The following is a 24,047-nucleotide window of genomic DNA, read 5'->3' on the forward strand; positions in this document are numbered from 1 at the left end:
TTTGAGTCGTTCAAACAGAAGACATAACACAGGTTTTGGTTACATTGGTTCAGGCAACCATGCTTCGGTTTTTAACCGGAAACCAAAAGCTGTGTTTTCTCATTTAAAAACGCAACTAAATACAGAAAGTCAAAAACAATTTAAAACCGATTTTAAAACAACATCACTTTCTGATTTAGAAAAGCAAAAAATCAAAAACAAAATTAGAAAACAAGCTAAACAAAACACTAAAATTGTGGTTGTTCTGACAGTATTCTTCTTAATTTTGATTAGCCTTTTAGCCATTAAAATGCTAGAAGGACTATTATCTTAAACAACCTGATACTTTACATTTTGAAACTACTTCAACTTATTCGTTTTAAAAACTTATTACTAATTGCATTAGTGCAATTTTTAATTAAATATGCCATGTTTCCGGCTTTTGGTGTTAGTACAACATTAACCCTTTTTCAATTTATTTTATTAGTAATAGCCACACTTTGTATTGCTGCTGGAGGGTATATAATCAATGATATTTTTGATGTCCAAGCGGACGCCATTAACAAACCACACAAACTAATAATTGGCAAATACATCCCAGAAGACAAAGCCTATATTTATTATATGGTATTTACTATAACAGGAGTTGTTTTAGGCTTCTATTTGTCGCATGTTATTGACAGAAGCACCTTTTTTGCCATCTTTGTTATAATAGCTGCATTATTATATATTTACGCCTCTTTTTTGCAACAAATTGTATTAGTGGGTAACATTATTATTAGCCTACTAGTAGGATTAAGCCTAATTATAGTTGGGATTTTCGAGTTACTTCCTGCTATTAACCTACAAAATCAGTTTATTCAATCCTCTATGTTTGAGGTGCTTTTTGATTATGCGGTGTTTGCTTTTATTATATCTCTAATCAGAGAAATAGTAAAAGACATACAAGATATTGATGGCGATTATAAAATGGATTTTAAAACCTTGCCTTTAGTCATTGGTACAACACGTGCAAAATATGTCGCTTTTGGTTTAACAATTGCATTAATAGCTATTTTAACGTATTACATAACCACCTATTTATACATGAGAGAGGTTGCTGTAATCTATTTTTTAATAGCCGTAATTGGTCCATTAATTTATATTACAATCAAATTATTTACAGCAGAAACTAAAGCACATTTTAAAACCATAAGTAATTTACTAAAACTAGTAATGCTTACTGGAATGCTATCCATGGTTGTTTACTTATTTATACTAAAGTAATTATGTTAAAAGAAAAACTAAAAGACAGACACATTATATTAGCTTCAGGATCTCCAAGAAGACAACAATTTTTCAGGGATTTAGGCTTAGATTTTGAAGTCCGTTTAAAAGACACAAAAGAAGACTATTCAGAACATTTATTACACTACCAAATAAGTGATTATTTAGCCGAATTAAAAGCAATACCTTTCCTTGAAGAATTAGAAGACAAAGACATACTAGTAACTAGTGACACCATTGTTTGGCACAAAAGCAAAGCATTGGGGAAGCCCGAAAGTAATGATGAGGCTTTTGAAATGCTTAAATCACTAAGTAACGCAACACATGAGGTAATTACTTCTGTGTGTTTTCACACCAAAAAGTTTCAAAAAACAGTAAATGCTATTACTAAAGTAACCTTTAAAGACTTTACTGATGACGAGATTTGGCACTACGTAAAAACCTATGCACCATTGGATAAAGCGGGCGCTTATGGTATTCAGGAATGGATTGGACAAATTGGCGTTATTAGCATTGAAGGCTCCTTTTTTAACGTAGTTGGTATGCCAACACATCTTGTTTACGAAACGTTAAATACCATTGCTGAAGAGTTTTAGAATTGTACTTTTATAGTTAAATCAATAACTATGACACCCTTAAAACACTCGCTTTTCATATTAGCTACCCTTGCACTTTTTAGCTGTAACACACAAAATAAACAAGATAACAAGGCTATTGCTAAAGTCAAAACGATCAAAGCGGTCAAAACAGTAAACACTATAGCTAGCAAAGCACCTGCCTTTAAGCCTAACAAGCAATTTAACGACTACTGGTACGCAGGAGAAGCTGAGATAACATCGTACCAATTAGACCAATCTAGATATGGAGAAAACAGAAAAGGAACAGCTGTTTTAGTCTTTGTTACAGAACCTTTTCTAGCAGACACACAAGTTAAAGCGGACCAAAACAATCCCACAAATGTTAATGTTTTAAAGCTAAATAGCACCAAAAAATTCAATACAGGTATTTATCCATATAGCATTATGCAAAGCACGTTTTACCCGATTGCCAACAATCAGCATGCTATAAAAGTTAGTACTTCTGTCCAAGAATGGTGCGGGCATGTATATACCCAATTAAATAATCGCGAGCAATTTCAAATCACATCGCACTCCTATTTTCAAGGTGAAGCAGACCAAAAATTTAATCTAGACAAAGCTGTTTTAGAAAATCAAATTTGGACGCAGCTACGTATTGACCCTAGTAGTTTACCTAAGGATAATTTCAAGATTATACCAAGCTTAGAGTTTACCAGATTAACCCATGCACCTTTAAAACCGTATAACGCTTTCGCGGAAAGTAAGCCGGGACAATACACACTTACTATTAAAGATTTAGACCGTCAACTAATAATCAACTACAATCCAGAATTCCCTTATCAAATACATAGTTGGGAAGACACACAAAATGGAAAAACCTCTAAAGCCACTAAATTAGCAACATTAAAGACAGCCTATTGGAATAAAAAAAGTAATGCAGATTTAGAGTTAAGAAAAACCTTGAAATTGGAATAAAAACTATATTTACAAAATAATTAAAATACCATATGTTTTTAGACCATTTACAATCAGAATTTGGTAGCTCTGCCATTCTGCTACTTGTATTTATTATTATTCGTTCCATTTTAAAAATTTCGATAAAAAAAATTGGACGTAACAGCGGGATCAATGATGCTAGGATTGGATTAATATCGCGCTACACCACGTTTACCTTGCTTCTTATATTTTTACTATTCTTGGCCTATATCCTTGGCGCAGAATTAGAAAATTTAGCAGTTATATTCTCCTCTGTTTTTGCAGTTATTGGCGTTGGTTTATTTGCAATATGGTCTATTCTGAGCAATATAACATCTGGAATAATCATGTTTTTTTCGTTCCCATATAAGGTCGGAGACAAAATAAAAATTCATGATAAAGATGCACCAATAGAAGCTATTATTGAGGATATTAGAGCATTTCAATTACATTTAAGACAAGATAATGGCGACTTAGTCACCTATCCAAACAATTTAATTCTGCAAAAAGCTGTAACTTTAGTACAAAAGGATGCAATCGAAGATTTTGGAGACATGCATTAATTATAGATTATGGCTAAAAAAAGACAAAAAAAACGTACCCAAAATTACAAAAAACAGATAGGACAAGTTCCTGGCGCTTTAATATATACAGGTAATAAATCAGATAATAAACTACATCTTCATGCTTTTGATTATAGTGATGAGGAGTATAAAGAAGCTGATCTACCAACAGTAGAAGATGCTTTTAATTTTAAAGATTCTGAAACCGTTACTTGGTTTAACCTTAATGGCCTAAATTTTATTGACCAAATCGAAAAAATTGGGCAACATTATAACTTACACCCGTTAATTTTAGAAGACATTGTAAACACATCTCAACGTCCTAAAATAGACGAGTATAATGACTACTTTTTTATCGTTTTAAAAATGATGTATTATGACGAGTCAGAAACTATTGTCTCTGAGCAAGTCAGCATGGTAATGGGTAAAAATTACGTCTTGACTTTTCAAGAAGCCGAAGGTGATGTTTTTGATGGTTTAAGAGAGCGTATTCGTCATAAAAAAGGACGTATTCGTGGCGAAGGATCTGATTATCTATTATACGCATTAATAGATGCTATAGTTGATCATTACTACGCTATTATCGAAACCATGGGGAACAAAATCGAAGATTTAGAGGACGAATTGTTTACCGGTTTAACACAAGAAGAAATCTCGCAACAAATACAAAATTTAAAGCGAGAAATACTAAAAATTAGACGTGCTATTTTTCCGCTTCGCGAAATTATTAATAGATTAGAAAAAAGCGAAGGAAGTCTTATTGACGAAAAAACAACACACTATTTTAGAGATGTCTATGACCATGTTATTCAGGTCACAGAAAATATTGATATTTACCGCGAAATGATTTGGAGTTTAATGGATATGTACATGACTACCATTAGTAATAAAATGAACGAGGTCATGAAAGTATTAACCATAATGGCTACTATTTTTATTCCATTAACCTTTATAGCAGGTGTTTATGGTATGAATTTTAAAAACATGCCAGAATTAGACTCTCAAGATGGGTATTACATTGTCTGGGCTGTTATGATTGTTATTTTTATAGGAATGATAGTCTATTTTAAACGCAAAAAGTGGTTATAAAGTAATAAGACATCAAATAAATATTATAATATAAAACTATCCCCTTTAGATCTTAGATTTAAAGAGGTATTTTTTTTCCAATCGGCACCTTTACTATTTTTATTTATAGATTACTGTTTTATAGTATCTGTTTTCTCTAACCCCTTACCCCTTTTGCCTTTTGCCTTTTGCCAACTGTTAATTTAAGTTAAAGAAAACTAAAAATACAATAATCACTACATGACTTGTTTATATTTGAAACACTATCAAATTATTATATACAACCATGCAAAAATTATTGGCTTCGCTCCTATTATTACTGTGCTTTTCATTGTCTTCCCAAGCACAACAACCAGAAAAACTAAATGCCTCAGAAATACACCAAGCGGTTAAAAAACTAAACTTTTTAGGTTCGATTTTATACTTAGCAGCGCATCCTGATGACGAAAACACAAGATTAATATCTTATATGTCAAACCATGTAAAAGCACGTACAGCTTACCTGTCTTTAACAAGAGGTGATGGAGGACAAAACTTAATAGGACCAGAAATCAGAGAATTATTAGGTGTTATACGTACGCAAGAATTGCTAGCTGCAAGACGCACAGATGGTGGAGAACAACGCTTTACTAGAGCTAACGATTTTGGTTACTCAAAACACCCAGACGAAACTCTAGCCATTTGGAATAAAAACGAAGTCCTTAGCGATGTTGTTTTAGCCATTAGACAATTTAAGCCAGATATAATTATCAATCGATTTGACCACAGAAGCCCAGGAACAACGCATGGTCATCATACAAGTTCTGCAATGTTAAGTGTGGAAGCTTTTGATTTAGCAAACGATAAAAACGCCTACCCTGATCAAGTTAAGCAATACGGAACTTGGCAACCACAACGCGAATTTTTTAATACCTCTTGGTGGTTTTATGGTAGCCAAGAAAAATTTGATGAAGCAGACAAAACCAATCTTCTAAATTTTGATATTGGTGTGTATTATCCATCTTTAGGATTATCAAACAACGAAATCGCGTCACTTGCCAGTAGTCAGCATTTATGTCAAGGTTTTGGACGTTTATCTCAAAGAGGTAGCCAAACAGAATATATCGAATTAATTAAAGGAGATTTACCAAAAGACAAATCCAATATTTTTGATGGTATTAATACGACTTGGACAAGAGTTACAGGAGGAGAAAAAATTGAAGCTATTTTAAAAACTGTTGAAACTAACTTTAATTTTGAAAATCCGGCCTCACATTTAGACCAATTATTACAAGCCAGACAATTAATTGAAGGTATTGATAGCCCACAATGGAAAACTCAAAAATTAAAAGAAATTAATAAAATAATTGAAGCGTGTGCTGGTTTATACCTAGAAGCATCGGCAAGCACACCCAATAGTGCAACAGATCAAGTTATTGATGTAAATATTGAAGCCTTAAATAGAAGCGCAGCTGTTATTACACTAGAAAGCTACACCATTTCAAACAACAATTCAAAAAACAATTCAGCATTACTTTTAACGCCTAACGATAAGCAGGAGTTAAAAAAGCAAATTACAATCGCTTCTAAATTACAACCTACAGCGCCTTACTGGTTAAACAAAAAAGGAAGCTTAGGAATGTATAAAGTAGAAGACAAAAACTTAATTGGTAAGCCAGAAACGCCTCGTGCTATTACTATAGATTTTAATTTAAATATTAATGGTTACCCGTTAACAATAACTAAAGACCTGATCTACCGTTATTCAAAACCTGATAAAGGTGAATTATACCGTCCTTTTGAAATTATTCCAGAAGCATCAGCTAAAATAGACCAAAAAGTAATCATTTTTGAGAATGATCAACAAAAAGACATTCCAGTTACGGTAAAAGCAGGTAAAGATAATTTAGATGGTTATGTCTCTATAGCACATCCAAAAGGTTGGTCAGTATTTCCTGAAAAGCAAAAATTTGAAATCGCAAACAAAGGTCAAGAACAAACCTTAATATTTACAGTTATACCTCCAAAAAATCAAAGTGAAGGACTACTAAGCCCTATGGTTTATGTTGGATCCAACGTTTATACTAAAGAGCTAGTTGAGATAGATTACGAGCATATTCCGTTTCAAACGGTATTACTACCAAGCGAAAGCAAAATAGTAAGATTAGACATCCAAAAGCGTGGTGAAAATATCGCTTATATAGAAGGTGCTGGAGATGTTGTTCCAGAAAGTTTAAAACAGATAGGATACAACGTTATGGTTTTAAAACCTGAAGAAATCACTGCCGAAAGGTTAAGTGCTTTTGATGCAGTTGTTGTAGGAATTAGAGCGTATAATATTGTTGATGCATTAAAATTTAAGCAAGATATTTTATTCGATTTTGTTGAAAAAGGAGGAAATATGATTGTACAATACAACACTAATCGTCGTTTAAAAACAGATCAAATTGCACCGTACGATTTAAAATTATCAAGAGATCGTGTTACGGACGAAAATGCTGAAGTTACATTACTTGCTCCAGAACATGACGTCTTAAATTTTCCAAATAAAATAACGCCTAAAGATTTTGAAGGATGGACACAAGAACGTGGTTTATATTTTCCGGACCAATGGGCTCCAGAATTTACCCCTATCTTATCTATGCATGATAAAGACGAAACTGCTAAATCTGGAAGTTTATTAGTCGCTAAACATGGAAAAGGACACTACATCTATACAGGATTAAGCTTTTTTAGAGAATTTCCTGCAGGTGTTTCTGGTTCTTACAGATTATTTGCTAATATGTTAAGTATAGGAAAAGAAAATAGTATTAATGATAATGGATTAAAAAACTAAATCATGCAAGACCAACCAAAATACCAATGGAAACCATTATACACAGTGCTTTTAGTAGCAAATGCGTTATATATCGTTGCGTTTTACTTAATCACTAAACTGTTTTAAATTATGCAAACTTTAGATTGGATTGTCCTAATTGGAACATTATTAACCATTGTTGTATATGGGACTTATCAAACCCGTGGCAGTAAAAATGTACAAGATTTTTTAAAAGGCGGTAGTAATAGTAAATGGTGGACCATAGGTTTATCTGTAATGGCTACACAAGCTAGTGCTATTACATTTTTAAGCACACCAGGACAAGCGTTTCACTCTGGGATGGGATTTGTTCAATTTTATTTTGGATTACCTATTGCTATGATTGTGATTTGTATGGTGTTTATTCCTCTATACCACAGATTAAAAGTATACACGGCTTACGAGTTTTTGGAGAATCGTTTTGACCGTAAAACGCGTACCCTAACATCTGTTCTGTTTTTAATACAACGTGGATTAGCAGCAGGAATTACAATATTTGCACCTGCTATAATCCTATCGGCTGTTTTAGGTTGGAATTTATTATTATTAAATATTATTATAGGTGTTTTAGTTATTATCTACACTGTTTCTGGAGGTACAAAAGCAGTAAATGTGACTCAAAAGCACCAAATGGTTGTAATTTTTACAGGAATGGTTATTGCTTTCATTTTAATATTAAACCAATTACCTGATGATATTACCTTAAAAAAAGCACTAGACATTGCAGGAGCAAGTGGTAAAATGGAGGTGTTAGATTTTTCTTTCGACCTAAATAATAGATATACTGTTTGGAGTGGATTAATTGGTGGTACGTTTTTAATGCTTTCTTATTTTGGAACAGATCAAAGTCAGGTACAACGTTATTTATCTGGGAAATCTGTAAAAGAAATGCGTTTAGGATTAATTTTTAACGGATTACTTAAAGTGCCAATGCAGTTTTTTATTCTGTTAGTTGGTGTTATGGTTTTTGTATTTTATCAATTTAACGAAGCACCAGTAAACTTTAACCCTACCGCAACAGAAGTTGTATTAAATTCAGAATACGCAGACCAATATAATGCGCTTCAATTAGAACAAAAAGAAATTTTTGACCTTAAAAAAGAAACCATCTCAGCATTTGCAAAAGCAGATGGTACGGTAAACCAAGAGTTAATAGCCAGTTATAACGCTAAAAGTGATACCATAAGAGCGCATGCTAGAGACTTAATAAAAAAAGCAGGAGAATCTAAAGGTTTAAAAGTAGAGAGTAATGATAAGGATTATGTGTTTATACACTTTATACTAAACAATTTACCAAAAGGCTTAATCGGATTATTATTAGCAGTTATTTTAAGTGCTGCTATGTCTAGTACAGCTTCAGAGCTTAATGCTTTAGCGAGTACAACAACAATAGATCTTTATAAACATAGAGTCGGCCCAAAAACTGACGAAGAAATGGTTAAAGCCTCTAGAGGGTTTACGCTACTTTGGGGTATCATGGCTATTGGAGTCGCCTGCGTCGCCAATTTAGCAGAAAACCTCATACAACTAGTTAATATTATTGGATCTATATTTTATGGTAACGTCCTTGGTATTTTCTTATTAGCCTTTTTCTTTAAGCAGATTAAAGCCAATGCTGTATTTATTGCAGCATTAATAACGCAAGTATTAGTGATTGGATTGTTCTTTTTAGATGAATATGAAATAATTAACCTACCCTTTTTATGGTTAAACTTTGTAGGTTGTGCTATTGTAATGGCTATTGCTTTTATAATTCAGGCACTATTTAATAGTACTGATAAAGCAACTATTTAGAGCTTAGTTTGTAAACATGAAACAGTAACAAAATCTGATAATTAAAATTCTAAACACGACAATTTGATAATATAACCTACTGATTTTAAGTAAAAACAGTAAAAAATGCAATTTTTAGCAACTTTGTAATACGCAATTCAAAACAAAAGAGTACTTTCGCGCCTTATTAAAAAAAGCACCTGTTATGAAGCGCATTAATGAGTATAAAAAACTATTTAACGTAGATCAAGATTTATCTTTAAAAACATTAAAAAAGTCTTACCGTAATTTAGTTAAAGAGTGGCACCCTGATAAATTTCAAGCAGGAGATGAAAAAGCTCAAGAAGCTGAATTAATGAGTAGAAAAGTAATTGATGGTTACCATTTTTTAGTTAGCATGTCTCCAGAGACTGTTGAAGCTAACAAAGAAGAGTATGCTGTTACTGTTACTAGTCCAATTATGGATTGGAAACATAAAGGATTACTTTTAGAAGTTACTTTTTTAAACGGAGATACTTACGAGTACTTTGGTGTAAACAAAGCATTATATATCAAATTTTCTCAAAGTGATAAACAAACACGTTTTGCTAAGCGTAGTATTTTTAATTCTTTTCCTTTCAGAAAAATTAAAAAGAGCGATGTTACTGCATAATTAAGCAAATTACATCCTTTCTTTTATTACATAAAAAAAGAGCTTCAGTTTAAAACTGAAGCTCTTTTTTTGTTACTTATGTTTAATCAAGAGATTTACAACTTTTAAGTTTTTCTTATTTCAACTAATAGCTTTTGTCTTCTCCCTTTTAACTTTTGCCCTTTAACTCAAAAAAACTACTTATCCTTATTTTTTTCCTCAATCCACTTACTCATATATTTAGTGCTCTGCATGGTTTGATGCATTAGTATTTGCCCTAAAAAGTGTTGCTGTCTGTGCGATTGTAAATCGGCTAACAAAGTTTCTACTGTATGCAAAACGTCTTTTGTATAAATAGCTTTATCATATAACGTGTTTATAATCATAAAACCGTTTTTCTGTTTTCCATTCCAATAAATCTTATTAGAGTGCAACTCTACTGCTTGTTTAGCAAAAGCTTTAGCATCATCTTCAATAAATGCATTAGTGTCTTTTAAAGTACCATACATCCCTTCTGCCCCAATAGTTGTTGTAACACAAGGTGTTCCGCCTTCCATTGCATCAATAAGTTTTCCTTTTAATCCAGCTCCAAAACGTAAAGGCGCTAAGCATACTTTAGCATGCTCCATAACTTCCTTAACATTATCTGTATATCCTAAGATAAAAAAACCGTCTTCTGGTTTATTTAGTTGCTGTGCTTTTTCTGACACATAAGAACCGTATATATGCATTTCTGCTTTTGGTAATGCCTTTCTTATAAGTGGCCAAATCTCTGTTTTTAAAAATACTACCGCATCAAAATTAGGCGGATGCATAAAGTTACCAATGGTTACAAAATGATTTCTATCTTTAAATTTAGGACTTTTCTTTTGTGTTTCAGGAGAAATAGGATCTAGTAAAAATGGCAAATAATATAATAAATGCTCATCAATATTAAATTGATTAACTAATATTTCAATTTCGACTTGAGATATAATAAACGATAAATCACAACGTAAAATACTTGCAATTTCACGTTTTGCAGTATCGTTTTGCAAATAACTAATATCAAACATTGAATTATCCTTCAAGGCTTGTTGACGTCCTTTACGTAAACTATGCAAATCCTCTGTATCTAATAATCTTAATGTATCAGGACATTGTTCTGCTACACGCCAACCAAATTGTTCTTCAACCATAAAACGGTCAAATAAAACCATACAAGGGTTTAACTCTTTTACAAAAACATCAAAACTACTATCGTTAAGTACAATATTTTCCGTGTTTACATTAATGCTAGACAAATCAAATGCATTGTCTGTTTTGGCACAAGCAGAAGCAAAAGTAATATCATAATTAGCAGATTGAAACACTTCAATAAGCTGCATCATCCTACTACCAGCAGCAGAACTTTTAGGTTCTGGCCATACAAATCCTATAATTAATAGTTTTTGATTCAAATTAGGGAGATTAAAAAATTAATAATTATTACTGAGGTTGTGGTGCTAAAGCATAACCTACTCTTACTTGTTCTACCCATTCCACGATGGCTTTTATTTGCGCATCCGTTAAATTAGCATCACCATGTGCCCAAGTGTAACTTGGTAATGGCATTTTCTTTTCTTCTACTTCTTCTGCTAATTCGTCAAATTTGTGGTCTTTCTTTTTTATAGAATAATCTGACCATTTAGAAACATCAAAATGCTTACGACCATCCTCTATATGATCTGCTAACCAATAGTTAACTGGCGTAATCTTACTGTACCATGGGTAATTAGTGTTACTACTATGACAATCCAAACATGCTGTTTCTAATATATTTCTGACCTCAGCAGATGGCTTTGTTTCTGTAAAAAAAGCGATTAAATCCTCAGTGTTTCCTTCATTTTTTTCTGGCGAAAAGAATTGTGCTATCACTAAAGCCACTAATAAAATTAAACCAATCTTCTTAAATATTTTCATTTTCAGTATTTTTATGGGCTAAAAGTAAGAAATCTTTGAATACGGACGCTTTATATCAAGAATTAAATTATGTCAACCATTCTAGGGAAAAGCGTCTCTACTATGCTCAAATGCTACTTTCTGACACCAGTTTAATTCCTAAAACATTAGATGTTTTGTTTCGGGTTGATGATAAGATTTCGCCAAGAGCAGCATGGATTTTAGAATTTATGTGTAAAGAAAACCTAGAAGCACTAATCCCCTACTTAGATCAATTTACCCAAAATATGGGATTGGTCCATTTAGATTCGGCAGAAAGACCAGTTGCAAAAATCTGCGAATACCTAGCAAAAGCTTACTATGGAAAATCGCCTTCTGAGATAAAAAAGGCCTTACTTCCGAGGCATCGGGAAAAAATTATTGAAGCTTGCTTTGACTGGTTAATTAAAGATGCCAAAGTGGCTCCAAAAGCCTATGCTATGACCAGTTTGTTTTTATTTGGAAAAGAATACGATTGGGTGTATCCAGAATTAATGACTATTCTAGAACGTGATTTTGCATCTCAAAGTGCTGCTTTTAAAGCAAGAGCAAAGCAAATATTTAAAAAGTTAAAAAAATAAGGTCAAAATTTATCAAATTCTTAAACTGTAATCCTTTAGTCTTCCCGCTAAAAAAACTATATTTATAGCTTGTTAAAAAACAACTATTTATATGTCTTTAAATCAACTTAATGCGATCTCTCCAATTGATGGTCGTTACCGAAATAAAATTGAAAAATTACAAGATTTTTTCTCTGAAGAAGCCTTAATAAAATATCGCGTTTTAGTCGAAATTGAATATTTTATTGCCCTTTGCGAATTACCTTTACCTCAACTAAGCGGTGTAGATAGTAGTAAATTTGAAGCTTTACGCGACATTTACAAATCATTTACTACCGAAAATGCACAAGCTATAAAGGATATTGAAAAAGTAACTAACCATGACGTTAAAGCGGTTGAGTATTTTATTAAAGAACAGTTTGATGCTTTAGGTTTAAGTGAATTTAAAGAATTTATCCACTTTGGACTAACGTCACAAGATATTAACAACACTGCTATTCCTTTAAGTATTAAGGACGCAATGAATGAGGCTTACGTACCAGAATATTTTAATGTTTTAAACGAATTAAAACGTCTTGCTGAAGAGTGGAAAGATATCCCGATGCTAGCTAGAACACACGGTCAACCTGCCTCTCCAACACGTTTAGGTAAAGAGATTGAAGTTTTTGCAGTCCGTATGGAAGAGCAATTTAACTTACTAAATGACATACCAAGTGCTGCTAAATTTGGTGGTGCAACCGGAAATTTTAATGCACACAAAGTCGCTTATCCTAATATTGATTGGAGAGCTTTTGGAGGTAGTTTTGTACAAGAAAAGTTAGGTTTACAACACTCTTTTCCAACTACACAAATAGAGCATTATGACCATATGGCTGCTTTATTTGATTGTTTAAAACGTATCAATACTATTATTATAGATTTAGATAGAGACGTTTGGACGTATGTATCTATGGATTATTTTAAACAGAAAATTAAAAAAGGTGAAGTTGGTAGTAGCGCAATGCCACATAAAGTAAATCCTATTGATTTTGAAAACAGTGAAGGTAATTTAGGTATGGCCAATGCTATATTTGAACATTTATCTGCAAAATTACCAATTTCAAGATTACAACGTGACTTAACAGACAGTACGGTTTTACGTAATGTTGGTGTACCGTTTGGACATACTTTAATTGGTTTTGGATCGACTTTAAAAGGGTTAAGTAAACTATTACTTAATGCGCCTAAATTTGCACAAGACCTAGAAAATAACTGGGCAGTTGTTGCTGAAGCAATACAAACTATTTTAAGACGTGAAGGTTATCCAAACCCTTATGAGGCTTTAAAAGGCTTAACTAGAACTAATGAAGCTATAAATAAAGCGTCTATTTCAAATTTTATTGATACTTTAGAGGTCAGTGATGCTATTAAAACAGAATTAAAAGCAATATCACCAAGTAACTATACAGGAATATAATAATTATGATTAGCGACAAGAGTAGCATGGCCTTTTGCATTATCACATTAAGTTTGTTTTTTGTGGGAGGAATAACCGGTTTTTTAAATAACCCGCTTTATATGGGGATTACTTTTGTTGCCTATTTAATGGTAATTGTTAACATAGTTCTGATAAAAAAATCGGACACGGATGATGATTTTTTCGAATCAAAAATCGATAAATAACAAAAAAGGCTTATCCAATGGATAAGCCTTTTTTTATGTTTACTAATCTATAGTATCTTATTTAAAAAATGTCATTAGACTTTTAAATTGTGCTTGATCGATATCTGCGTTCTGCAGTTTTTCTGATAGCTTAATTAACTGTTCTGGTCTCATATTGTCCCCTATGATTCTTACAATAGTAAATCCCATTTCTTTAGAGCTTGCTAAGACCAAAAACTCGTCTATTTCATTATTATCGCCAACAGTGCTCACTTTTACGCTAACCCCTTTGTCTTTAAAAGACATTAGTTCTTCATATTTTTTGTTTTCAAATACAATCTTAGCTTTAGCTAACTCTGCATTATAATCCGCTATACTTCCCGATTTAGATTTATACGCTAAAACATCCAGCTTACTTACGGACTGATACGCTTCCTGTTCTTCTTTTGTTAAATTAGCTTTAGAAAAATCTACTACGTCCGTAGAAATATCAAAGGACATAAAGTCTGGTAACTCTTGATGGTCTACAAAATAGGTTTGAACTGAATTCTGGTCTTTGCAACCTACTAACACTAAAGCAAGTGTTAAAAAGGTTACAATTAGTTTGATTGATGATTTCATGGTTTTATTTTTTAGCTTTCTTTTTTAACTCTTCGCCTCCTGGAAGGTTCATTTTTTGAGTTAATTTAGAAATTTGATTTAAATCTATATCTCCAGTTAAAGAGATCACAACGGTTTCGATGGTACGCTTTTCTCCATTAATTTCTATATCAGAATCTTTTGTAACCGATTCTAATCCATTAATAAACATCAGTAATTCGCTTACATGGTCTTCGTCTTTACCTTGTTTTACGTAAAACTTCATAGCAACACCATTGTCCTTCACCTCCATTAGCTCCTCTAAAGAATTACTACGTGTAGCAACCCATTTTGAGATGTTTTTAGCAATCTCTTTATCTCCGGTAGCCATAGTTTTAAAACTAGTGATACTATTAACCATTTCCATGTAGGCTTTTGCTTCTGCATCATCCGTATCTATGTCAATTTTGGCTAACATTTGAAACATTTTAGGTTTTATAGACACATAACTTACTTGATCGTTATCGCTATATTTTTCAAAGATATCTTGAGCCATTCCTGTTAATGGCATCATTAATATTGCCATTACTACTATTGTTATATATTTTTTCATTGTATTTGTGTTTTAAATTATTTGGTTTATTAAATTTTTAGTGTTTTTCAATTTTTAAAATGCGACCTATTGGGTTTTCCATTTCTTTTAAATAGTCAACTTGTGTGCCAGCTTTAGAAATAGCTCCTAAATAAGTGACTTGTGTAGTCCCTTTATTAAAGGTTTTAGATACCAATTGCAAATACGATTTGGCTTGATTATAAGCTAACCTATCCGCATCTGTTATCACATCTTCTTTAGGTCTATTAAAGTAAATACCAACCATTAAAACTGCTACTGCTGCAACGCTTAACCATCTAGAATTAAATTTCTTTTTAGTATTTAGTGGTACGTTTTTAGTAAAAGTCTCTTGCTGGTTTACTGTATAGTAACCAAAAATAGTTTTATAATGCTCTAAATGGGGTGCAACAGTCTCTTGCTTAAAATAGTTTTTTAACTGTGCTTCTTCCTTTAAAGTGGTTTGGCCATCTTCGTACTTTTCTAGTAAGTCTTCTATATTATTTAACACCATAATTATGTGTACTTGTTAATTTTTCTCTTATTATTTTTCTTGCTCTTGACAATGCTACTCTTACTGCTGTAGGGTTCATGTCCAACATTTTTGCAATCTCATCAAAATCATATTGCTCGATGTCTCTTAGTTGCACAACCATTTTTTGTTGTTCTGGCAGGTCTTCGATAATTTTAGCAACCCATTCTAAACTATCATTTACTTCTATTTGCCTTTGCAATGCAACACTATGATCTTGGTAATTGCTATGTACAATTTTTAAATTCTGTGATTGTTTCGATTTTAATTTATCTAAACAAAAGTTTTTGGTCATAGTCATGGAAAATGCTTCCACGTTTTTATAGTTTTCAATCTTAGTTTTATTCTTCCATAATTTTAATATCACCTCCTGTGTAGCATCCTCTGCTTCTTCACGAGACACTAGCAACCGTTTGGCTAAACGAAAGACCTTATCCTTAAAAGGCATTACTATTTTTAAAAACTCTAACTGTGTCATTTTTGGTTGGTTGGTTTCTAATACGACGAACGACTATTAAATTTGTTACAATTAATTTTCAATATAAAATAAAGTAAGTACTTTTATAAAGAAAAATTTAAATTATGACTATGAAAAAGACTTGGATATATGCCATGCTATTACTACTATGTCTTAGTATTACTGCGTGTTTTGAAGATCAAGATGATAACACTATAGCTAACACAGATATTAAGGATTTTGTGTGGAAAGGTTTAAACCTTTGGTACTTCTGGCAAAATGATGTCCCTGATTTAGCAGATGATAGATTTTCTAACGCTCAGGAATACGCTACTTTTTTAGATAGCTACAGTACACCAGACGCCCTTTTTGATAACTTATTATTTAACGAAGATCGATTTAGCTGGATTGTGGATGATTATTTTACACTAAACAACTCTCTTAACGGAATTTCTAAAAGTAACGGAATGGAGTTTGGACTTGGTACCATAAACGGTGGTCCTGATGTGTTTGGTGCCGTACAATATATCCTACCAAATACTAGCGCATCATCAAGCACGTTGCAACGTGGTATGTTATTTTTAACCGTTGATGGCGTACAATTAACAGAAAGTAATTTTGGAGGTTTATTGTTTGCAGATAACGATACCTATACTATCGGTCTAGCCGAATTAGATACCACTAATAATTTAGTACTTACAGGAGAAACGGTAACATTAACTAAACAAGTTTATGAAGAAAATCCTGTATTAATTTCAAATACCTTTACTGTAGACGGTATTAAAGTAGGTTATTTAATGTATAACCGCTTTACAAGTAATTTTGACCAACAATTAAATGATGCTTTTGGAACATTTGTTGCAGAAGGTGTTCAAGATTTAGTACTTGATTTACGTTACAATCCAGGAGGAAGTGTAGGATCTGCAATTAACTTATCAAGTATGATATCTGGAGAACCAACTAGTAACTTATTTTTAAAACAACGTTGGAATGACAAAATACAAGCCGCATTATCAGATGAAGATGTGAGCCGAAACTTTGTAGATCAATTATCCGACGGAACAGCTATAAACACGCTTAACCTTAATAAGGTTTATATATTAGCACAAGGTACTTCTGCTTCTGCCAGCGAGCTAGTAATTAACGGTTTGACACCTTATATGGATGTAATACATATTGGAAATACAACCAGAGGAAAAAACGAATTTTCCATAACACTTTACGACAGCCCTGACTGCGCATATTCTTGTACAACAGGAATTAACCCAAGCCATACTTGGGCTATGCAACCTTTAGTTGGTAAAAATGAAAATGCAGATGGCTTTTATCAATATGAAGCCGGTTTACAACCTACTATTCTTTTAGAAGAAACCGTATCTAATTATGGTGTTTTAGGACAACAAGACGAACCTTTATTAGCAAGAGCAATACAACATTTAACAGGTAATGGAAGATTTGGTACGACTACTGAAGCGTCTTCTAAATTTAGAATTAATAAAAGTTCTAACTTGCAGACATTAACAAGAGACAATATGTATCTTGATTCTGACGATATTCCCAATATCTTTAAATAAAATTTATAAAGCCTCTAAAATTATTTAGAGGCTTTTACTTTTAGACTATAATTAAAACCAATACCTATTGAGCCATAAAACATACTTTAATTGGAGCACTGGCAAAGATTCGGCCTTAGCCCTTTACTATTTATTGCAAAACGACGACTACACTGTCCAGCAATTAATTACAACAGTTAATACACATTTTAATCGTGTGACCATGCATGGCTTAAGACTAGAGTTGCTAACTGCACAAACTAAGGCTTTAAATATTAAATCCAGTCTAATAGAACTTCCAGAAATGCCAAGTATGGAAACTTATGAAGACATCATGCTAAAGGCTGTGACTGCGTTAAAAGATGACAATTTTACACATAGTGCTTTTGGCGATATCTATTTAGAGGACTTAAAAGTGTATAGAGAAAACCAACTGGCCACACAAAACATAAAAACTGTATTTCCGTTATGGAAGCGCGATACAACACAACTTATTACTGAGTTTTTGGCGCTTGGTTTTAAAACCATAGTGGTTTGTGCTAATTCTAAATACTTTGATCAAGATTTTGTTGGGACTATTATTGACGAGCATTTTATAGACAACCTACCTGAAGGTGTTGATCCTTGCGGAGAAAATGGCGAATTCCATACCTTTTGTTTTGATGGGCCAATCTTTAAAAACCCAATCCCGTTTACTATTGGAGAAAAAGTATACCGAGAATATAATGCACCTAAAACCGATGATAATGATATCTGTAAAAGTGATGCCGAAACCTATGGTGTTTGGTACTGCGATTTAATTCCGTAACTATCACCTAAAATATAAACCATAAAAAAGCCTCTAAATAATTTAGAGGCTTTTTAATGGTTGGTTGGTTTGTGGTTTTTTATTGACTATTTCTTAGTTGAAGTAAAACCCGTTTGGAGCACTACCTGCAATATTAGAACTTAATAAAGCACCTGATGTAGAGTATTCATAAAATGATCCATTAGAAGCAAAATCTGCTGCATCACCAATATAAATAACATCATCATTTACTGCAAAACCGTACATTACACCATAAGCAGATGTAGAGTTATAAGTTAAAATAGGTGTTTCTGATACTGTTGTATCTCCTAAATTAAAACTATATACAGATGCTTCTGAAGTAAAATATACAGCGTCATCATCTATATTTAAATTTTTAGTTCCTGAAATAGTTGCTGGTATATCTACAGTACTAGCAACAGTATTAGAATCTAAATCTATTTCCATAAATTTTCCAGAACCTGTTAAAACATAAACAACATCATCTGATACTGCAATAGAGTTAGATGTATTACCTGCGCCTAAATCTATATCCGTTACTGTTAAAGTATTAGTATCTACTACAGATACAGAATGTTCTGACCCATATTGGTTGTTAGTCGTTATTACTTTATCTCCAACAGCCGCTATACGGTCCAAATAGTTACCAATTAATACCTGTGAAGTAGAATAATTTGTTAAATCAATTACAGTTAAAAAATCATCCGTTACAGAAGCAAAACTAGCGTTATTAGTTACATACGCTTTACCGTCTACAACAACACCATATCTTGGACTTTCTAAATCAGTGCTGATAGTAGTGATATACTCAAAAGTATAACGATTAACAACAGTTACAGACCCACTTCCTGCAACGATAAATGCTCTTGTATCGTCAAAAAAGATATTCTGAATATAAATCCCCATCTCTTCAGCATCTGGATTTTCTATTCTAAAAACATCATCAGTTCTTGTTCCGTCTTCACCAATAAAAATTATAGAATTTGTAACAGAGTTACCTCCTCCTTCATTTAATACAAAATAACCATCTTCATAAGCACCTAAAGGCTCAGAATCAAACGGTATCATATCATCATCGTTACTACAAGAGGTTAGCAAAAAAGCACTTGCTACTGCTAAGAATAATATTTTTTTAAATTGTTTCATTGTACTGTTTTATTTATTAGTGTTTAAAAATTAAAGTTCAAATATGTAGTAAAATGTGTTCCAGGCATAAATCGCCCTAACACACTTTGATAATTATGGTTAAAAATATTGTTTAACTGTGCGCCAACCGTAATATTTTTCTTTTTACCTAAAGTATAGTCGATACCTAAATTAGATAAATAATACGCATCAATATTATACTTTGGATTGTTATCTGATTGTGTAAAAACCTCTCCCACAAATACGTATTGGTAATATGCGGATAATCGTTTGTAATTATAACCTAAAGTCGCAGTTGCTTTATGATAAGGCACATAAATTAATTGTGCATTGCGTTGCTGATCTTCTGATATAGTATAGGCATAATTACTAGTTAAAGTCAATTGGTTTTTACCAAAATAATGTGTTGCATTTAATTGCGCTTCTACACCGTAAGTTTTAACATGATCTGTATTTATAGGCCTCCAAACAGTAGTGGTTGGCAACCATCTGATCATATCCGTAATATCATTATAAAAACCTGTAACAGAAAAATCTACTGTTTTAAAAGTAAAAGTATTCCCTAATTCTAATTGATAAGAGGTTTCTGGTTTTAAATCTAGATTACCTCCACTTTGCCAATACAAATCATTAAACGTTGGTACTCTATAATTCTTAGACCCATTAAGTGTTATCGTATAAGCATCAGAGATATCATATTTTAAACCTAAACTATATAAAAAAGGACTTTTATAATTATCTGTTATTTCTTGTCTTGTAGTAATTTCATATAAAAAATCAGAAGTCACCTCTTGTTTAAACAACAAATTAAATCCTGTTACATTGCGCTTTACTTTGCTTATGCTAGAACCTTCTCCTGTATTCTGTGTATAATCTAAAACTGGGTTAATAGTAATATTGTCGCCTAGTTTATAAGATAAATCATACTTTAAAATTAAAGTATTCACACCTCCATCGGTATAATCATCTCTTTCAATATTAGAGAAATACTTATAACTTTCCGTTAAATAAGCCACTTTCAATTTTGAAGTAAAGCCGCCAAATAACCCTACATATTCTAAAAGATTTCTAGAATCCCGATTTTTATATTTAGATGGTGTTTCTGTTGGTAATTGTAAAGAAAAATGACGCTGACCATCATAAAAATTACTGTAAGCCTTGATTATATTGTTATCGTTAAACTTATACCCTAAATTTAAACCAATAGTATTACTATAAAATTGGCCATTTAAATTGCTCTTATTGCTATCCACATAATCGTAATCATTATCCGATTTTAAATAACTAACATTAGCATTAATACTTAATTTATCTGTAGAAAAATGCCCTTTATAAGTACTATTAATAGTATTAAAACTTCCGTAGTTAACGCCCACATAATGAGAATCTGTATTATTATAGGCAATCTTATTATTTAAATGGATAGATCCACCAATAGCACCACTACCGTATAACACGCTTCCTCCTCCACTTCTAACATCTATATTATCAAATAGTTTAGTATTTACTGTACTAAAATCGGTTTGCCCATTAAGTTGAGAATTAATATTAATACCATTCCAAATCACTGCTGTTTGTTGGGCTGTAGTCCCTCTAAACGATGGCGAAGACACCATACCAAAACCATTTTCTTTAAAGTAAATAGTACTATTATTATTAAGTAAATGTGTCAGTAAAGAGTTTCCTTTTTTTATGATACTATCGGACAGTTTTAAAACTGTTTGTGTATTAGTAAAGGCTTTCAACTTAATATCACTAAGCTCAATAACATCTAAATATTGGATAGAGTCCAACTGTGTTTGTGCAAAAGACACAACACTAAAACATACAGCAAGTAATAATATAATTGTTTTTTTCATAAATCTTAAAGACCCTTCTCCCGAAGATCTAGTTAGATGATGAATTTGGCAGGTCTCCTGACTTGCGTCTTGCTATTGGTCTTCCCATCTAATATAGACAGTGACATGAAGTGTAATAACAAGCGTTATAGCTTACAGTTGCGGGAACAGTTCTGGAATTAAACCAGATTCCCTTTTAATCCATTCAAATAAAGTTTGAATGAAACCAAAATTCGTCGCAAAAATACTATTTAAAATAATGTATTACCTATTTTTTCTTATTCATTTTATAGATTAAATAAATAAAGCCCACTAAAAAATGCACTAATATAATTCCTCCTACTATATATATTGTTAAATTTGAACCGTCCCTCATGACTAAAATTTTATATAAATTTACAGGAAACTATTCCGCTAAAGTGTTACTAATGTTACAAAACAAACCTATTTTACTCCTTTTAATTTCAACGTTTTTCTTTTTAAATTGCAAAGAAGACAAAGGTATTAGCGTTAAGCTTCCGCCTTTAGACAACGTTAAAAATAGTATCGCTTACGCTGAAGGTTTTAATATTACAAACCACAATAATTTTTCAGTTTTAGAAGTCAATAACCCTTGGCCCAATGCCGAAAAAGCATACAAGTATGTACTGATTTCTAAAGAAAACGCAGCCAAAACATCGTTTATGAAAGACGAATATGATGGCATAATAATAACACCTGTAAAACAAATTGTGGTGACATCCACGACACATATTCCGGCTTTAGAATTATTAAATGAAGAAGCAACTTTAATAGGTTTTCCTGGAACTGATTATGTCTCTTCAGAAAAAACAAGACAACGTATAGATAATGGTAGTATTAGAGAATTAGGTAAAAACGAAGGTTTAAATACTGAGGTTTTACTAAGTTTAAAACCAGATGTCGTGATTGGCTTTGGTGTTGATGGTACAAGTAAATCGCTAAACACAATTAGCAAAGCAAATATACCCGTTATATATAATGGCGATTGGGTAGAAAAATCACCTTTAGCTAAAGCCGAATGGATTAAATTTTTTGGGGCATTGTATAACAAAACCAAGGAAGCTAATGCAATCTTCTTGACTATCGAAACAGATTATAAAGCTGCACAAAAACTAGCAAAAACGGTAAAGAATCGTCCAACAGTTTTAAGTGGAGCAATGCATAAAGACGTTTGGTATTTACCTAACGGAACAAGTACCGAAGCACAATTTTTAAAAGATGCCAATGTAGACTATTTATATGCAGATACTGCGGGTGCTGGAAGTTTAGCGCTAAGTTTTGAAACTGTTTTTGAAAAAGCTAAAAGTGCAAACCTTTGGTTAAGCCCTTCTTACTACCCAACTATGGATGCTTTAAAACAAGCCAATACACATTACACACAATTTGACGCCTTTAAAAATAATAACATATATACGTTTGCAAACACAACTGGTAAAACTGGAGGTGTATTATATTACGAGCTTGGTCTAGCAAGACCTGATTTAGTTCTAAAAGATATTATTAAAATTTGTCATCCAGAATTACTACCAGATTACAAAACTTACTTTTTTAGACCTTTAAACTAGAAAACTCATAGTTACAGTATCCAATTACCAAGACAAAAATAGAAACTATTGAAAACAAATTACACAATACCATTTATAGTACTTACAGTTATACTGTTAGTGCTTTTTTGTGTTAACATCAGCTTGGGTTCTATTTCTATTTCTTTTAAAACTATTGTAAGTAGTTTTTTTACGGATACTGAGTTACTTTCAAGCAAAGAATACATTATTCAAAACTACCGTTTACCAAAAGCCATTACTGCCATTTTAGTAGGGTCCGGTTTAGGCATTTCAGGATTATTAATGCAAACGTTATTCAGAAACCCATTGGCTGGACCTTTTGTTTTAGGTATTACCTCTGGAGCCAGTCTTGGTGTCGCTTTAGTAATATTAGGGAGCAGTATTTTTGGCGGTTTTCTTGCCACGTTTTTACTAACAAAATGGAGTTTAGTAATTGCAGCCAGTTTAGGTAGTTTTTTAGTCCTACTATTAGTTTTAATCGTATCCTCTAAAGTTAGAGATACCATGGCTATTTTAATTATAGGGTTAATGTTTGGTAGCATTACAGCAGCAATAGTCAGCGTACTATCATACTTTAGTAGTGCAGAACAGTTACAACAATATATATTTTGGGGCTTTGGTAGTTTAGGCGATTTAGACTGGTCCGAAGTACAAGTTTTTACAGTTATTTATGTTATTGGAGTTATTTTTAGCGTGTTATCCATAAAAGGTTTAAACACCTTGTTATTAGGAGAAAACTATGCTAAAAGCTTAGGTTTAAACATTAAACAAAGTCGTTTACTTATTATTATCGCCACTAGCCTATTAGCCGGTACAATCACTGCGTTTGCAGGACCAATTGCCTTTATAGGTTTAGCAATACCACACGTAACAAGACAGGTATTTAACACCTCAAACCATAAAACATTATTACCGGCAGTCTTTTTATTTGGTGCTATTATTATGCTAATTTGCGACAGCATAGCACAATTACCAAACACAGATTACCTTTTACCTATTAACGCTATTACCTCTTTAATTGGTGCGCCAGTTGTAGTTTGGTTATTGGTTAGACAACGTAAAATGGTATTTTAAAATAATAATAAAAACAACGCAACTTTTTAATTAGA

Annotated in this window: 23 protein-coding genes and 1 riboswitch; of the genes, 15 read left to right on the forward strand and 8 right to left on the reverse strand. The window is 32.3% G+C overall.

The annotated features are described in order from the left end of the window. Position 1: 1 nt before the first annotated feature. The 9 genes from CXF54_RS07835 (at position 2) to CXF54_RS07875 (ending at position 9,690) form a co-directional block, all read left to right on the forward strand. Positions 2-313: a hypothetical protein gene (locus CXF54_RS07835; protein WP_101203127.1), complete on the forward strand. Its 312-nt coding sequence runs from the start codon at positions 2-4 to the stop codon at positions 311-313. A 20-nt stretch (positions 314-333) separates the two neighbouring features. Continuing rightward, positions 334-1,245, forward strand: a complete 912-nt coding sequence (locus CXF54_RS07840; RefSeq protein WP_101203128.1) for a geranylgeranylglycerol-phosphate geranylgeranyltransferase — start codon at positions 334-336, stop codon at positions 1,243-1,245. A gap of 2 nt (positions 1,246-1,247) precedes the next feature. Further along, the gene (locus tag CXF54_RS07845; protein WP_090839572.1) at positions 1,248-1,841 is read left to right on the forward strand and encodes a Maf family nucleotide pyrophosphatase; all 594 of its coding nucleotides are present in this window, start codon (positions 1,248-1,250) and stop codon (positions 1,839-1,841) included. Between the two features lie 30 nt (positions 1,842-1,871). Beyond that, positions 1,872-2,798: a septum formation inhibitor Maf gene (locus tag CXF54_RS07850; RefSeq protein WP_101203129.1), complete on the forward strand. Its 927-nt coding sequence runs from the start codon at positions 1,872-1,874 to the stop codon at positions 2,796-2,798. A gap of 32 nt (positions 2,799-2,830) precedes the next feature. Further along, a complete protein-coding gene (locus CXF54_RS07855) occupies positions 2,831-3,361 on the forward strand; it encodes a mechanosensitive ion channel domain-containing protein (protein WP_101203130.1) in 531 nt (176 codons plus the stop codon). Positions 3,362-3,370: 9 nt separating this feature from the next. Beyond that, entirely contained in the window at positions 3,371-4,450 is a 1,080-nt protein-coding gene (gene corA / locus CXF54_RS07860) for a magnesium/cobalt transporter CorA (protein ID WP_101203131.1), read from the forward strand. Positions 4,451-4,715: 265 nt separating this feature from the next. After that, positions 4,716-7,244, forward strand: a complete 2,529-nt coding sequence (locus CXF54_RS07865) for a PIG-L family deacetylase (RefSeq protein WP_101203132.1) — start codon at positions 4,716-4,718, stop codon at positions 7,242-7,244. 111 nt (positions 7,245-7,355) lie between these two features. Continuing rightward, positions 7,356-9,059: a sodium:solute symporter gene (locus tag CXF54_RS07870; protein ID WP_101203133.1), complete on the forward strand. Its 1,704-nt coding sequence runs from the start codon at positions 7,356-7,358 to the stop codon at positions 9,057-9,059. A 184-nt stretch (positions 9,060-9,243) separates the two neighbouring features. Next, a complete protein-coding gene (locus CXF54_RS07875) occupies positions 9,244-9,690 on the forward strand; it encodes a KTSC domain-containing protein (RefSeq protein WP_101203134.1) in 447 nt (148 codons plus the stop codon). A 176-nt stretch (positions 9,691-9,866) separates the two neighbouring features. Here the strand turns inward: CXF54_RS07875 and CXF54_RS07880 are convergent, their stop codons facing one another. Then, positions 9,867-11,108, reverse strand: a complete 1,242-nt coding sequence (locus CXF54_RS07880; RefSeq protein ID WP_101203135.1) for a glycosyltransferase — start codon at positions 11,106-11,108, stop codon at positions 9,867-9,869. 28 nt (positions 11,109-11,136) lie between these two features. After that, positions 11,137-11,610, reverse strand: a complete 474-nt coding sequence (locus CXF54_RS07885; protein ID WP_101203136.1) for a heme-binding domain-containing protein — start codon at positions 11,608-11,610, stop codon at positions 11,137-11,139. Positions 11,611-11,645: 35 nt separating this feature from the next. Here CXF54_RS07885 and CXF54_RS07890 point away from each other — a divergent pair, with 35 nt between their 5' ends. Together CXF54_RS07890 and purB are read left to right on the forward strand one after the other, a co-directional pair. After that, a complete protein-coding gene (locus CXF54_RS07890) occupies positions 11,646-12,209 on the forward strand; it encodes an adenylosuccinate lyase (RefSeq protein WP_101203137.1) in 564 nt (187 codons plus the stop codon). A 91-nt stretch (positions 12,210-12,300) separates the two neighbouring features. Further along, on the forward strand, positions 12,301-13,644 hold the full coding sequence (purB, locus tag CXF54_RS07895) for an adenylosuccinate lyase (protein WP_101203138.1): 1,344 nt from the start codon (positions 12,301-12,303) through the stop codon (positions 13,642-13,644). 263 nt (positions 13,645-13,907) lie between these two features. Here the strand turns inward: purB and CXF54_RS07905 are convergent, their stop codons facing one another. From CXF54_RS07905 to CXF54_RS07920, 4 genes are read right to left on the reverse strand one after another with little or no spacing between them, the layout of a single operon-like run. Next, positions 13,908-14,450 (reverse strand): DUF4252 domain-containing protein, encoded by a 543-nt coding sequence (locus CXF54_RS07905; RefSeq protein WP_101203140.1) that lies wholly within the window; start codon positions 14,448-14,450, stop codon positions 13,908-13,910. A gap of 4 nt (positions 14,451-14,454) precedes the next feature. Beyond that, the gene (locus CXF54_RS07910; RefSeq protein WP_101203141.1) at positions 14,455-15,021 is read right to left on the reverse strand and encodes a DUF4252 domain-containing protein; all 567 of its coding nucleotides are present in this window, start codon (positions 15,019-15,021) and stop codon (positions 14,455-14,457) included. Between the two features lie 37 nt (positions 15,022-15,058). Further along, positions 15,059-15,532 carry a hypothetical protein gene (locus tag CXF54_RS07915; protein WP_101203142.1) on the reverse strand — a complete coding sequence of 158 codons (474 nt, stop codon included), beginning with the start codon at positions 15,530-15,532 and terminating at the stop codon, positions 15,059-15,061. Beyond that, the gene (locus tag CXF54_RS07920) at positions 15,519-16,028 is read right to left on the reverse strand and encodes an RNA polymerase sigma factor (protein WP_090839605.1); all 510 of its coding nucleotides are present in this window, start codon (positions 16,026-16,028) and stop codon (positions 15,519-15,521) included. The genes CXF54_RS07915 and CXF54_RS07920 overlap by 14 nt, the downstream gene beginning before the upstream one ends. Positions 16,029-16,138: 110 nt before the next feature. Here CXF54_RS07920 and CXF54_RS07925 point away from each other — a divergent pair, with 110 nt between their 5' ends. Both CXF54_RS07925 and CXF54_RS07930 read left to right on the forward strand, forming a co-directional pair. Beyond that, complete coding sequence (locus tag CXF54_RS07925; RefSeq protein WP_101203143.1) at positions 16,139-17,581, forward strand: S41 family peptidase; 1,443 nt, start codon at positions 16,139-16,141, stop codon at positions 17,579-17,581. Positions 17,582-17,648: 67 nt separating this feature from the next. Beyond that, positions 17,649-18,368 (forward strand): ATP-binding protein, encoded by a 720-nt coding sequence (locus tag CXF54_RS07930; protein ID WP_101203144.1) that lies wholly within the window; start codon positions 17,649-17,651, stop codon positions 18,366-18,368. A 93-nt stretch (positions 18,369-18,461) separates the two neighbouring features. Here CXF54_RS07930 and CXF54_RS07935 read toward each other — a convergent pair whose 3' ends face one another. Both CXF54_RS07935 and CXF54_RS07940 read right to left on the reverse strand, forming a co-directional pair. After that, the gene (locus tag CXF54_RS07935) at positions 18,462-19,514 is read right to left on the reverse strand and encodes a DUF5074 domain-containing protein (RefSeq protein WP_090839612.1); all 1,053 of its coding nucleotides are present in this window, start codon (positions 19,512-19,514) and stop codon (positions 18,462-18,464) included. A gap of 23 nt (positions 19,515-19,537) precedes the next feature. Further along, positions 19,538-21,373 (reverse strand): TonB-dependent receptor plug domain-containing protein, encoded by a 1,836-nt coding sequence (locus CXF54_RS07940; RefSeq protein WP_101203145.1) that lies wholly within the window; start codon positions 21,371-21,373, stop codon positions 19,538-19,540. 29 nt (positions 21,374-21,402) lie between these two features. Then, positions 21,403-21,598: riboswitch (cobalamin riboswitch) on the reverse strand. A 182-nt stretch (positions 21,599-21,780) separates the two neighbouring features. Between CXF54_RS07940 and CXF54_RS07945 the strand changes: the two genes are divergently transcribed. Both CXF54_RS07945 and CXF54_RS07950 read left to right on the forward strand, forming a co-directional pair. Then, positions 21,781-22,938, forward strand: a complete 1,158-nt coding sequence (locus CXF54_RS07945) for an ABC transporter substrate-binding protein (RefSeq protein WP_101203307.1) — start codon at positions 21,781-21,783, stop codon at positions 22,936-22,938. A 48-nt stretch (positions 22,939-22,986) separates the two neighbouring features. After that, a complete protein-coding gene (locus CXF54_RS07950; RefSeq protein WP_101203146.1) occupies positions 22,987-24,012 on the forward strand; it encodes a FecCD family ABC transporter permease in 1,026 nt (341 codons plus the stop codon). Positions 24,013-24,047 lie beyond the last annotated feature (35 nt).

This window comes from Olleya sp. 1-3, assembly GCF_002836085.1.
Lineage (GTDB): Bacteria > Bacteroidota > Bacteroidia > Flavobacteriales > Flavobacteriaceae > Olleya > Olleya namhaensis.